The sequence below is a fragment of the Bartonella elizabethae F9251 = ATCC 49927 genome, from assembly GCF_000518165.1.
Lineage (GTDB): Bacteria > Pseudomonadota > Alphaproteobacteria > Rhizobiales > Rhizobiaceae > Bartonella > Bartonella elizabethae.
The window spans coordinates 164,746-178,838 of the sequence record NZ_JADB01000002.1; the positions used below are offsets into that span (position 1 = coordinate 164,746).

A 14,093-nucleotide genomic window follows, 5' to 3' on the forward strand; every position below is an offset into this window, starting at 1 on the left:
ATATGGATACGAGGGTTTTTATAGCGTTCTCATGGTAAGTTATTTGTACAAATTTAACCATGATAGTATGGAGCGCAATAAAACACTTATAATAAGCTAAATGAATATGTTAAGGAAAAGGAATAAGGCTGTTTGTGTGATACAACAGAGCAGAATGTTGTTAAGATATGAGGGGAGGGTGACGTTATGTATCGCAGAGTGTTATTTGATGTGATAAAACGTATAAAGCATGCAAAGTAGTCATATTTACCTTTTTTATTTTATATTATTTAAAGTGTAGTAGATGCAAAGTGTATTAAAGGTATCTGATTTATGGTATACCAAGCAAGAATTTTGTTAAAATCAGGAACTGTGCGCTGTGTATTTATAGGCTTGTGTTTCGCTTTTGCTTTTCCACAGCCCCTTGCTGCGTTTGATTTTTTCGGCCTCCCTCTTTTTGGTCAAAAGAAAACGAATTCTTCTTCACACTCTGTTAAAAGTACAGAGAGATTTTACAAAGTTGATATTGTTACACCACCAGGGGCACCATCGGAGGGCATAAAAATAGTTAAATCTGTCTCTTCTCTTTTTGCAGATAAAGAGAAAGCATCTGCGAGTTCTTCTGGTTTGTTAGCCAAAGCGCGTTCAGATTATCGTGCTATTCTTTCTGCTCTTTATGCTGATGGGCGCTATGGTGGTGTTATTAGTATTAAAATTAATGGTTTAGAAGCCGCTGATTTAAGTCCGGTAACGCAACTTCCAACACAATCCAATATCGTCATTACGATTAATGCTGGTCCACAATATGTTTTCAGTATTGCGAGTATTGATAAAGTAGCGCCTCCTGAAAAGCGTAAAGCGCATAAAATGCCTACAATTGAAGAATTGGGCTATAAAGTTGGAGCTATTGCCAAATCTGAAACCATTTTGAAAGCAGAAAAATGGGCGGTAGAAGGATGGCGTCAACAAGGTTATGCAAAAGCTAAAATTATAAAAAGTGAGATTGTGGCTGATCATGCTGCGTTGCGTATTGAAGGAAGGATTGTTGTTGATCCTGGACAAAAGGCTCATTATGGTCCTTTAAGTGTCCGTAATATAAGTAAGAAACCACGTGTCGATTCAGCTTATATTGCATGGATGACCGGATTGAAACCAGGCCAAAAATACGATTCCGATGCGTTAGCTAAGGCAAATGAACGTCTTGCACGCCTTGGTGTTTTTCGTGCTATCAATATCCGTGAGGCTGATACCATTAACCCAGATGGCAGTTTACCGCTTATGCTTATTGTACAAGAACGTAAACCGCGTCGTTTTGGTGTAGGGGGTAGTTATTCAACATTAGATGGTGCTGGTTTTGAAGCTTATTGGATGCATAACAATCTTTTTGGTCATGCAGAAGTCCTTAAAATTGAAACAAAAATAAGTGGTGTTGGCAGCAACAAAAAGCAATCATATAATTTTAAAAATTTTGATTATCTTTTCGGTGGTACGTTTATAAAACCCGGTGTACTCACACCTGATACAGATCTCAGGTCAGAATTAAAAATACAGCAAGATGTTCTGGAAAATTACACAACAAAAGCCATCAAAGGGAAATTAGGGATTACGCATATTTTCAATAGTAACCTATCGGGACAGGCTGCTATAGAAGTTTCAAATGGTTACTCACGTGATATCTATTTTGGAAGCCGTAATTTTACAACAATTGGTTTCCCGAGCGGTTTGATTTATGATAGTCGTAATAATAAGTTTAATGCAACAAAAGGTTTATATGGTGAAGTTCTCATTGAGCCTTTTTATGAGATGCGTTTTAGCAATTTTGTTGCAAAAGTAACGGCAGAAGGCCGTTCTTATTGGGCGTTGGATGAAGGGGATCGTTTTGTTTTTGCTGCGCGGGCAAAGCTTGGTACAATTCTTGGCAATAATACAGCACAAGTCCCTGCGGATACGCTCTTTTTTGCCGGTGGTGGTGGCTCTGTTCGTGGTTATGCTTATCGTAATATTGGTATTAAAACAGAAAATGATGCGATTGTTGGCGGACGGGCGCTTATTGAGGGATCGGCAGAATTGCGTGTTTCTTTAAATGATAAAATAGGATTTGTCAGTTTTCTTGATGGAGGTCTCGTAGGGGAAAAGGCGAAATTTGATTTTTCTCAAAAAATTAAATGGGGAGCTGGTATTGGAGGTCGCTATATGACAGGTCTTGGTCCTTTACGTGTTGATTTAGCCTTTCCTTTAAAAAGAGAACAGGGTGATCCTCGCATTGGTTTTTATGTGGGTATAGGACAAGCATTTTAATGAAAAAAAGTGTACGTTTATCAGCTTTCTTCTTTGGATTTGTGTTTTTTTTGGTCGGTGGTTTTGTTCTTGCACAAAGAGAAGACCGTCTTCCTTCTAGCGAAGAGACAGCAGATGATCGTTCATGGTTTGTTTCTTTAATTGAAAGCAAGCTTTCAGCGCCTAATCGTCAAGTTCGCTTACACAATATGCAAGGAGCGCTATCTTCTCAAACATCAATTGATGCGATTACTGTCAGTGATAAAAAGGGGATTTGGCTTAAAATTACCAATGCCAAAATGGATTGGAATCGTCTAGCCTTGCTAAGAGGGCGGATGGATATTAATCAGCTTTCGGCAGAACAGATTACGTTTTTACGCAAACCACAAGGCAATTCTTCTCTTATTTCTTCCCTTGAGACAGGTAAGTTTTCTTTACCAAAATTGCCGCTTGCTCTTTCGATCAATAGACTTACAGCTCAACATGTGACGTTTGAGCAGAATCTTTTTGGTTTTTCTGCTGATATGTCCTTGGCAGGCAATTTCACTTTGGCGAATGGTCATTTTAATATTGATATGGTGGCGCATCGTTTAGATGCACTGGGGTCTTTTTCTGTTGTTACCAAGATATCAGAGAACAATCGTACAGCTCACATTGATATCTCTGCTGATGAACCGCAAAATGGTATTTTGGCGAATGTTTTTAACATGGAAAAACGCCCAGCATTGAATCTCGCGATTAAAGGTGAGGGTACTTTTGATGATTTGGTTATCAAACTTTCTTTAGAATCCGATCATCACTCTATTTTAGATGGTCATATTATTTTTGCAAGTGTTTCAGAAGGACACAGTTTTTCTACGAAAATAGAGGGTAGATTGGATCCTTTAATACCTTCTCAATATCGTCATCTCTTCGCATCTGATATGATATTAAAAGCAGAGGCAAGAAGGACAAGAGAGGGGGTGACCCACCTTGATCAGATGGTTCTTCAGAGCAACGCAATGAATGTTGTCGCCAATGGTGAAATAACCGCCGATGGATTTTTGCGGCAGCTTTTTATTGATGGCAAAATGGCTCTTGATAACGAAAAGGAGTTTGTTCATTTGCCCATATCAGAGAGGCCAAAACCTGCGAATACTCTTGCTTTGAACATTGACTATGGTCGCGAAGGACAACCATCTTGGAATGGGCGGCTGGTTGTCCATCATTTTAGCAATAAAAATATTTATATTCGCGATGCGGTTTTTGATATGGGGGGAGTAAGCGAAAATCTTGATAATGCGGCTTCTCGTCATGTTGGTGTTCAGGTTAATGGAACGCTTCAAGGGGTTAAAAAGATTAAGGGAGGGGGCATAGAAGACTTAAGCCAAGCAGTTCATATGTATTTAGATACGGATATTGTTGCGAATAAACCAATTTTGATTCATGATCTTAGTGTTACGTCTCAGGGTTTTTCTTCTTGGTTAAAAGGGACAATGGAGAATTTTATTTTTAAAGGTGATCTTGGGTTAAAAGCCCAAACACTAGGTCCTTTAGAAGTATTCAGTAAACACCCCCTCTCTGGCAGTGCAGATATTAAAGCCAAAGGAACGATTGGCTTATTGAGTGGCATTTTTGATTTAAAATTATCAGGAATGGCTGACAATATGAAAATAGGTGTGCAGCCTTTTAATCGTTTATTCAAAGGAAATATCACTCTTTCAGGTGGTATTGCTCACAATACGATGGGCTTCATTTTACGTCATTTGAATTTGAAAAATCAATATACAAACATAAAAGCTAATGGTTATTTTTCGGATGAAGACGCTAAAATGGACTTATCTGCTCAAATATCTGATCTCGCCAAATTAGATCCGAAGATAAGCGGTGCACTTACAATTCAAGGGACAGCAAGAGGGCGTAATAGTCATATAAAGCTCAATACAAATGCTCATGTTGCTGAAGCGTTCGTTATGGGGAAGAAGCTTCAAAACACAACACTTAACATAAAGGCACTTGTAGATAATACAGCACCGGTTACTTCTTTAACAGGGGTTGTAAAAGGTGAAGGAGTTTTTGCTCATAAACCTCTGCATTTATCTGCTTCTTTTAAGGATTCTCATAAGATTCGAAAACTTGAGAATATTGATATTAAAGGGGGAAGTGCAAAAATAACGGGTGATCTTTCTCAACAATTTGGAGGTTTTTTGAAAGGAGCGCTGCATATTGATGCCGATGATATTTCAGTGCTTTCAGCGTTATTTTTGCAGGATGGTAGTGGAGAAGTAAAAGGAGATTTTATTTTTGATGAACAACATGGCAGACAAAAAGCCCATGTGAAGGCGCATGTTAACCATTTGAATTTTGCCAAGAATAAAATAAAAAAACTGGCAATAGATGCCGACATATTTGATCCTTTTGGCACAACTCAGTTTGAAGGTGTTATCAATGCAGAACATATCCAAACTCCTTTGATAATGGTTAATCGTTTAAAAGCTCAGGCCAATAGAAATAATGAACAAACGGTTTTTACTGTCCAAGCTATGTTTCATGATGCTCTTAATGCTCAGCTTTCAGGTCGAGTAATGGGTGTAGAACTTCCAAAAGGCATAAAACGAGAAGTACAAATTGAAACCGTAGATTTAAAACAACACCATTTTCATGCAACATTGCCGAAACCGTCAATCATTGTTTTTGATCAAGATGGGATAACAATCAATGAATTAGGAATTGCAATAAATGGCGGTAAAATGACCCTTGCGGGGAATATTCAAGATACCCTGAATTTGCAACTTACCGTGGATTCTCTTCCTGCTACTTTAGCCAATCTGTGGAAATCCGATCTTGGAGCATCAGGCAGTGTAACAGGAAAGGTTATGATTCGTGGTCATTTTAAAAAACCTGATATAACCTACGATATAAAAGGTGAAGGACTGACAACCGTTGCTCTTCAAGATAAAAAAATTATGCCTTTTTCGCTTTCTGCTACGGGAAAAACCTTAGATCAAAACCTTACTTTGAATGCAAGTTTAACAGGAGAAGGAGTACAAGCACAAGCTCAAGGGCTGGTATCTTTAGAGAAAGACAAACTTGATCTCCATATTAATTTGCAAAATTTATCTGCACGTTTGGCGAATAGCTTTATTGCAGGACAAGCGCTTGATGGGACGGTGATAGGAAAAATTGATATTGGTGGGACAATGAAGGATCCATCGGCTCATTTTGAGCTTTCTAGTCAAAGTTTAACCACTATGACGCATAAAGGACCGATGTTAATCAATATAAATACTCGTGGTTCTTATAAAAAATCGACATTGCATATTGAAAATATGATAGCAACTGGAGATAAAGGATTAGATCTTTCCATTCATGGGCCTGTTTCTCTTAATGGTTCAGAGGCAAAATTAAAGGTTAAAGGAATAATGCCTCTTGATTTTGTTAATCTCTTATTAGCTAAGCGTGGTGCATATATAACGGGTACAGCAAGAGTTGATACAGTTCTTAATGGTGCGTTATCAAAGCCACAATTTGTTGGAAATATTTCTATAGCCGATGGTAGCTTTTTAGATTCAAAAACCCATGTAGGATTGAATAATATAACGCTTGAAGGCAAATTAAATGGCGATCATATTCTTATAGAGAAAGCTTCAGCTTCTTCATCTGAAGGAGGGGGGATTTCTGCTTCAGGTCGTATTTCTAATGATCTAGAGACAGATTTGATCTTTCATCTTGATAATGCCAATTATAATGATGGTTCTATGATTCTTGCAACATTGTCAGGTGAGATGACAATGACAGGTCATTTTCTCAGTGATCTTGTTATTGGTGGAGATATCATTGTTGAAAAGGCTGAAATTATTGTTCCTGATCATTTTCAAAATGCTAAGTTTCTTGATGTCAAAAACAAGAATTTAACAAAGCCAATTCAAACAACACTTGAACGTGCTGATGTTAAGAGCACGAATAAAAGTCCTAGTACCACAGAAGAATCATCATCTGTTGTGTTATCAAATATGCGTATTACAGCACGCAATCAATTTTTTGTACGGGGAAAAGGGTTAGATGCCGAACTGGGAGGGCGCATTAATTTAGCAGGTTCATTAAATGATGTGCATCCAGTGGGTGAGTTTAGAATGATTCGTGGACGTTTTGATATTCTTTCACAACGTCTTAATTTTGATCAAGGACAAGCGAGTTTTAGCGGTAATCTTAATCCTACAGTTTATTTTGTAACCAACAATACCAGTGGTGACATTCGCGTCACTGTAACTGTAAGTGGAACGATTGATAATCTTGATATTAATTTTTCTTCACAACCGAATTTGCCACAGGATGAGATTTTGGCGCGTTTGATTTTTAATCGCTCTCTTAATGAATTATCACCATTTCAGATTGCTCAACTTGCGGCAGCAGCAGCTGATCTTGCAGGGGGTTCTAATACATCTTTGTTGAACACTTTACGAACTAAAATTGGGCTTGATGATCTTGATGTTATCGTTAATGAAAAGGGAAATACAGGCTTACGTGTTGGACGCTACATACACAATAACATTTATTTAGGCTTTGAAGCAGGATCTGATGGAATGACGAAAGGGACAATTAATTTGGATATTTCGCGTCATCTCAAAGCTAAAGGTGCTATAGGAAATGAACAAAATTCGAGTATTGGTCTCTTTTATGAAAAAGACTACTAAAGATTAATGTTTTAAAAAAAAGTTCTTTATTTTTTCTCTCTCATTTATAAGGTTGGGAAGGGAGCTTAGAGTAGAAATATACTCAAAGGAGAAGTATTTTATTGCGGTGTTAAGAGAACGATCTAAAATAATTTATTTTTTGTTTATGACAGTCTCTAAAGAGACAAAATCTTCATGAAAGAGAGCATATTATTTTGCTGATTTATAGTGATTTTAGAAAAATACTTAAACCTCATTCTCAAGCCCATTCCATGCAGTTGACTAAAGAGTGTATTGTATGCAACATATTGATTTATAAAGTTAATTTATCTTTATTCATCTTGAATTAAAACTTTGAATGCCGTAAGCTATTCTCATTGCAAATCTCTCTGATATTAAAGCAATCAAAACCATTTTTTGTATATTACAAGTGGAGAAGTCTGCGTGGTAAAAACGGTTAAGAAATGCTTCAAAATGCTTCTTATCAAGCATCTCGAGAACTAAGGGCTGTCGCAATACCCACGAGCTGATAAAATGTGTGAAGGGTGCTGGCTTGTTATCCCATGAGCGTAAAGATGGAGGTGCCCAAATGGATTTATCGTTATACAATTTCAGGGATGTTGTCGCGAAATGAGTTTGGGAGAATATTTGAGAGACGTCTCTTTAAAACAAGCCGGTGAATTTGCAACAGAATGCTATTCTGTTTTACATGAAGGACGTGCGCTCATTAAAGAACGCGATAGACAAAAGCATGAGGCAAGCATAGAATTTATAAAATATCGATTTTATGTTCAAACGCAGTTAAAGCAATCTACAATAGTCAAAAGTCTTAGAATAAATCCTTTCTTATTTTTTAAATCTTTTTCTTTTACGCTGAGTGTATCTATAATTTGCAGCACATTTTTTTGTAATTGATAGCTTATTTGTTGCGCTATAGAAGACAGTCATTTTAGGGATAGTGATAGTAAGGTGTGTAGCCTTTGACCAAGTATTTTGAAAGTATGTGGATGTATAGTTAGGGGTGGTCTCTTATTCGTTGAGCCTTGTATACGTGAATCACATAAGTCATTATCGGGTGGAATGAATTCAATAAGAATCTGTATTGTCTATAAATTAGATTGAGGAGGAATCTTCGTCTTTTTAAGGTGTGAAGAGGAAAAAATTGTTAGCGTAGAGATAAATATGGATAAAGATGGCATCAACCTAGATTGTTTATCCTTCGTGGAAATTTTTTCTGATGGTATCCTCTTTTTAGGATTGGTAAAATTTAAGAATTTTTCATCATTTTCTTAAAAAGAGAAGAAGATTTTTGTTTTCATTGCATGATTAAAAATCAATAGCATTCAACAAAATATAAAGAAAAGTCTTTCATCTAAATCCAAGAAGTTTTTTTTCGATAAACCATAAATTTTTTGCCAATTCTTAATTGAAATAATACTCTCCCTTGGTAATTCTGTTTTTACAAGTGGAACGTTAGCTTCTATCCATTTTTTACTTTAAATCTTCTTTAAATACCTAGAAATTAAGACGTGTGCTTTTTGAACTGGATATTATGAAGTTTTTTATAAAACCCATGTTCTTTTGCGAGTAATTCTTTCTGAGTTCCTTGTTCAATTAGTTGTCCATTTTGTATGACCACAATTTTATGAGCACGAGCAATCGTTGAAAGACGATGTGCAATAATGATCGTTGTGCGCCCTTCGGTAAGGTGATGAATGGCTTCATTGATTTGTGCTTCGGTGTGTGAATCAAGAGCGCTTGTTGCTTCATCAAGAATCAGAATTTCACTATCGTGAATCATTGCTCTAGCAATAGCAAGGCGTTGTTTTTGTCCCCCCGAAAGATTACAACCATTATCGCCTATCTGTGTATCATAACCATTTGGCAAATTCATAATAAAATCATGAGCATTTGCTGCTTTTGCTGCTGCGATAATTTCGTCATCACGAGCACCTTCTTTTCCAAGCCCAATATTATATTTAACGGTTCCTTGAAAGAGAAAAGTATCTTGCCCTACATAGGCCATCAGGTTTCTCAGAGAACGAAATGTTGTGTAGCGGATGTCTTGATCGTTAATCAGTATGCGTCCTTTTGTAGGGTCATAGAGGCGCATAATAAGATTGATAAGGGTTGATTTTCCCGAACCAGATGGTCCTACCAACGCTGTCATTTTTCCAGCTTCTATTTCTAGATTGAAGTCTTTTAATACCATTTTGTTATCAGTGTATGCAAAAGAAACATTCTCGAAATGAATAGCTCCTTGCGTTTTATTCAGATCTTTAGCTTCTTTATGTTCTATAACTGTAAGGGGACGATCGAGTATTTCAAACATTGTACGGATATTGACCAAGCCAGATTCAATTTTGACACGGACATTTGCTAGTCTTTTTGCGGGTTCATAAGTTAAAAGTAAAGCAACAATAAAGGACATAAATTCCCCTTGAACACCTGCGCGTTGGGTTGCAAGGTAACCGGAAAAACAGATAATACCGGCAATGGCGACACCTGTGAGTGTTTCCATAATCGGATTGGTAATCGCTTCAAGTGTTGCAATATTGTTTGTTTGTTTTTCAACATCACAAATGGCTTTGTCCATCCTTTTTTTCATGACTTCTTCTAGTGAAAAAGCCTTAATGACTCGAATACCAACAGCCGTTTCCTGGACGATTTTGATAATTTCACCAAGTGAAAGAAGTTCTTTTTCCATAAGGCGGCGAACACGTTTTAAAGCCATTCGAACACCTAAAAAAGCCAGTGGTCCTACGATTAAAGTAATGGAGATTAACACAAAATTTTGAATGAACATGACAAGCAACAAACCGCTAACGGAAAGCAAATCACGTACAAAAGTTGTGATAATCGTATCAATGATATTACGCACAGCTGTTGCATTATGGGTCACGCGAACAAGCAGATCAGATGACGTATTATTGTGATAAAAAGAGACACCTTGTTCCATAAGGCGTGCATAAATTTTGCGCTGTTGTTCAGCAATGATACTGTTGCCTGCTTTGCTTAAGAAGTAAGTTTGGGCAAAAGTTGCAATTCCTTTAAGAATAAAGATAAAAGCAATGAAGCTAGAAGTCACAACGATCATAGTAAAATTTTGCGCATCAACAATATAATTAACAACATCACGCATAATCCATGCACTGGTTGCCGTTGTGCAGGAAATGATGATCATTGAAATAATCGCTGCACTGTACCAACGCGCATGTTTATGAAAGTTTTCTCGCAAAAGGCGGATAATAAGATGTTTATCAAAAGAGGAAAGTTTTTTTTTGTCCATGAAGTGCTTCTATATTTTCTTGTTGTTTTATGCAAGATTGAAGCGCTCTTAATTAAAGCTCCTTAATCTTTTTTACAAAAAGAGCCTTCTTCTTTCAATGTGCGCCATACTCCTTCATGCGATAACATTTCGTATAACGTGAAATTCTTCAGAAATGGTCTGTACTCCGCTATTAATTCATATAAGATATAGACACCGCCATCTATAAGATATAAGCTGATACCATCACTCTATTGGCATTCGCATGTTGCAACAGTCTCCCCTAATCGCTTGAAAAGTTTTATAAAAGGATAATGATTTCTTTCTATACACATCATATCCCTTATGATGCACGAGTGAGTATTTTCGTTTGATTTCATATTAAAAAATTTGAAATGATAGAATCCTACAATATTCGTTTTTCTTATTCGATGAGAAGAAATATAAATTATCCATTATTAATGAATATGTTATTTTATTCCACTCTATGTAAAATATCGCACAAGGAAATTTTCATGCTTTGAGCATTTAAAAATACATTATTTACATTCTATAACATTGCGTATCTGCTTTATCCTACGACATTCAGAAGATTAGGTTAAAACCAAAGGAATAAAAAATTTTTAAAAGCTTTTGTGGTGAACCAACAAAACGATCTATCTTTAAAAGAGATAGTGGCTAAAGTTTCTGAGAATTCTGACAATAGAGTTGATAATAAGGGGAAAGTTGTAATAAACAGATGATCTTTTATTTGGAAAAATAAGTACGGGCTTATTCTCTGGTTTATTGAATACTGTTTGGTAAAGTGTTGTTATTAAGTCTCCCATCTTTTAAGCTTATGAAGGAATAAGCTGGGGCACCATCACACACTTTGATAGCTCGTGCGTGTAGCGATAACCGCTGGTACTCGAGACGATTTATGAGAGGCATTTTTACTCTTTTTTTGTATAGTCTTTATTCACGCATGCTTCTCCATTTGTAATGTATAAGCAAGTGATCTTGATTGATTCAACATGAAACAGATTTGAAATGAAAGAATCCTACAATCTTCGGGACTCTTATTCAATATGCAAAACAATGAATTATTTTTACAAATCAGTATGTTGCTATTACAAGTAACAGATGAGAATGATCGTCCTAATGGGCACCATTATCTTTATGATTGCGAAAGTTTAAATTAACATCCTATCATTTCTTTACCAGTTTCCATATTGTTATAGGTTTTGGCATTTGAAATGGTTCACAAAAAATTTTAATGTTTTATGCATTATCTCTGTTTGTGATGTACAAGAAAATGATTTTTTGCATGGGTTCCATGAATAAGAAAGCTCGAAATGAGAAAATCTTAGAATGTCTGCGCTCTCTCATTGAATATGCGAAATAGTGAATTGTTCTTATAAATCGAGAACGCACTATTAAACTCTTAAAAGGATTTATACACATTTATAAAACCTTAAAAGCACCACAAAAACCTACTGTAGTGCTTCTAAATGATACCCCTCCGCTCATTTTGATAAGTTGCACATAAATATTATTTCAAAGAAAAGTTATTTAGGTGCTATCACCATCATTATTTGCCGCCCTTCAAGTTTTGGCTCCAATTCAATCTTGGCAATTTCACTTGTATCTTCTTTCACGCGCTGAAGAAGTTTTAATCCAAGATCTTGGTGAGCCATCTCACGACCACGAAAACGCAAAGTAATCTTTACTTTATCACCATGATCGATAAAGCGGTGGACAGCCCTGAGCTTGACTCCATAATCATGAACATCAACATTCGGACGCATCTTAATCTCTTTGATTTCGATAACTTTTTGTTTTTTACGTGTCTCTGCAGCTTTTTTTTGAGTTTGATACTTTAATTTGCCCAAATCGATGATTTTACATACGGGTGGTTCCGCATTTGGTACAATTTCAACCAAATCAAGTCCAGCTTCTGCGGCCATAGCAAGAGCCTCTTGTATCGCAACGACTCCCTGATGTTGTCCCTCATCATTAATAAGCTGCACATGAGGCACCCGAATATCCTGATTTGAACGTGGTCCATCCTTTTGGTTAGGTGTCATTTTAAATGGTTTACGAATGGCTTATGCTCCTTAATTCTGATTCAACTACGATTAATTTAATATACAATTATGCACATAAAAACAACTATAATTCGTGTCTGTTTCATTATTTGATTTGTTACTTTTTTAAGTGATTTAGATTATAAAAGTTTTTCTCTTGATTTAAAGAACTTGATTTAAAGAAATTGTTTTATGGAGGAAAAGAATCATGAATGAAAATATTCCTTGCCAGTTTTTTTCATTTGAGGACACTGCTCTTGCAGTACGCCATCGCAAAGGGCGCCACTCTCCAGGTTTGGTTTGGCTTCATGGCTATCAATCCGATATGTTGGGAAGTAAGGCGATGTTGATTGATCAGTTTGCTCAAAAGCATGATTTGTCTTGTTTACGTTTTGATTACTCTGGCCATGGGGAATCTAAAGGAGATTTTTTTCAAGGAACAATTTCACGGTGGGTGAGCGAAAGTTTAGCAACTTTTGAAACCTATTGTGAGGGGCCGCAAATTTTGGTTGGTTCCTCTATGGGGGGGTGGATTGCTTTAAGGCTTGCTATGATGCTAGCGCAGAAAAATAAGAAGCTCGCTGGTATGATATTAATTGCTCCAGCGCCTGATTTTACACAAACATTGGTGGAACCAGAATTAGGCCCTGAAGAATGGAAAATTTTGGAAGAAAAAGGCTATATTGAACGCCCCGCTGTTGGTGATGAGGAGCCGATGCCCTTTACAAAAAAATTGATTGAAGATGGACGCGAAAATTGTGTCATGAGAGGATGTATTGATGTTGGCTGTCCAGTTCATATTCTGCAAGGAATGGAAGATGATAAGATACCCTATCAGCATACATTAACTTTACTTGATCATTTACCTCTCCATGACGTAACATTGACACTTGTACGTGATGCAGATCACCGTTTTTCTCGTCCACAGGATTTAGATTGTCTAGAAACAGCCTTGAGATCTATAATTAATCAGATTAATACAAATTATTGATGATGAAGATAAATAGATGAGCATTTCTGAAAAGCATTTTATTTTTTCTGATCGTGCTATCCCTATACGCCTGCGAGAAAATAGGCACGTGCGCCGTCTTACCTTACGTATTGATGCCAGAAATCAAGAGATTTGTATAACAACACCACCAGCGATAAATCTCTGTACGGTTGAAAGTTTTATTGAAAAACATCGGTCTTGGATTGAGACACGCCTTACGCGTATACAAATTTCTCATGAAAATACCTATCTCAAAGAGGGGGCAACAATTCCTTTTTTAGGTGTTTCCCATACCATAAAGCATGAGCAAGGACGTGGAGTAACAGAAATCATTACAGTAAATGCAGAGAAAGGTCCTCAAATTATTGTTTATGGTCAATTAGAATATCTTCCAAGACGCATTGCTGATGTTTTAAAAAAACAAGCAGCACTTATTATAACACCTTTGGTGGCACATTATGCTCATCAGGTAGAGCGGAAAGTTAAATCCATTTGCTATAAAGACACGAGAAGTCGTTGGGGATCTTGTTCCATCGATAAGCGTCTTTCTTTTTCTTGGCGCCTTATTATGGCTCCAAAAGAAGTTGTTGAGTATGTTGTCGCTCATGAAGTTGCTCATCTTGTTGAAATGAATCATGGACCAAGATTTTGGGCTCTTTGTGAGAAACTTTGCCCTGATAGTAAAACGTATCGTGCTTGGTTGAAAGAAAATGCCCATAGACTACACGCCATTAATTTTGATTCATATAAATTAGAGGCGTAAAAAATTTGCAAATTTGCAAATGAGAGCAATATTTAACGGAACTTTTTGTTGAGCGTTTCGTTGTGTGTGTGCTTCGTCATGCATGATGAGGAAGCCA

Annotated in this window: 6 protein-coding genes; 4 read left to right on the plus strand and 2 right to left on the minus strand. The window is 36.7% G+C overall.

Annotated features, from left to right (window positions below; genetic code table 11):
• The first annotated feature begins 312 nt into the window (after positions 1–312).
• On the plus strand, positions 313–2,277 hold the full coding sequence (locus T429_RS0103145; RefSeq protein WP_005774965.1) for an autotransporter assembly complex protein TamA: 1,965 nt from the start codon (positions 313–315) through the stop codon (positions 2,275–2,277).
• Positions 2,277–6,929, plus strand: coding sequence for a translocation/assembly module TamB domain-containing protein (locus tag T429_RS0103150; protein WP_005774966.1), 4,653 nt, complete (start codon positions 2,277–2,279; stop codon positions 6,927–6,929). Before T429_RS0103145 ends, T429_RS0103150 begins: the two co-directional genes overlap by 1 nt.
• A gap of 1,501 nt (positions 6,930–8,430) precedes the next feature.
• Here the strand turns inward: T429_RS0103150 and T429_RS0103160 are convergent.
• Both T429_RS0103160 and infC read right to left on the minus strand, forming a co-directional pair.
• Positions 8,431–10,197 carry an ABC transporter ATP-binding protein gene (locus T429_RS0103160; protein ID WP_005774967.1) on the minus strand — a complete coding sequence of 589 codons (1,767 nt, stop codon included), beginning with the start codon at positions 10,195–10,197 and terminating at the stop codon, positions 8,431–8,433.
• 1,526 nt (positions 10,198–11,723) lie between these two features.
• Positions 11,724–12,242, minus strand: a complete 519-nt coding sequence (infC, locus tag T429_RS0103165) for a translation initiation factor IF-3 (protein ID WP_005774377.1) — start codon at positions 12,240–12,242, stop codon at positions 11,724–11,726.
• Positions 12,243–12,450: 208 nt separating this feature from the next.
• Between infC and T429_RS0103170 the strand changes: the two genes are divergently transcribed.
• Both T429_RS0103170 and T429_RS0103175 read left to right on the plus strand, forming a co-directional pair.
• Positions 12,451–13,233, plus strand: coding sequence for an alpha/beta hydrolase (locus T429_RS0103170; RefSeq protein ID WP_005774378.1), 783 nt, complete (start codon positions 12,451–12,453; stop codon positions 13,231–13,233).
• A gap of 16 nt (positions 13,234–13,249) precedes the next feature.
• Complete coding sequence (locus T429_RS0103175; RefSeq protein WP_005774380.1) at positions 13,250–13,996, plus strand: M48 family metallopeptidase; 747 nt, start codon at positions 13,250–13,252, stop codon at positions 13,994–13,996.
• Positions 13,997–14,093: the final 97 nt, after the last annotated feature.

Excerpts from the sequence above, each read along its gene's own strand:
- T429_RS0103150 (WP_005774966.1), top strand. The coding sequence starts at position 2,277 with ATGAAAAAAAGTGTACGTTTATCAGCTTTCTTCTTTGGATTTGTGTTT.
- T429_RS0103175 (WP_005774380.1), top strand. The coding sequence starts at position 13,250 with ATGAGCATTTCTGAAAAGCATTTTATTTTTTCTGATCGTGCTATCCCT.
- T429_RS0103160 (WP_005774967.1), bottom strand. The coding sequence starts at position 10,197 with ATGGACAAAAAAAAACTTTCCTCTTTTGATAAACATCTTATTATCCGC.
- T429_RS0103145 (WP_005774965.1), top strand. The coding sequence starts at position 313 with ATGGTATACCAAGCAAGAATTTTGTTAAAATCAGGAACTGTGCGCTGT.
- infC (WP_005774377.1), bottom strand. The coding sequence starts at position 12,242 with ATGACACCTAACCAAAAGGATGGACCACGTTCAAATCAGGATATTCGG.
- T429_RS0103170 (WP_005774378.1), top strand. The coding sequence starts at position 12,451 with ATGAATGAAAATATTCCTTGCCAGTTTTTTTCATTTGAGGACACTGCT.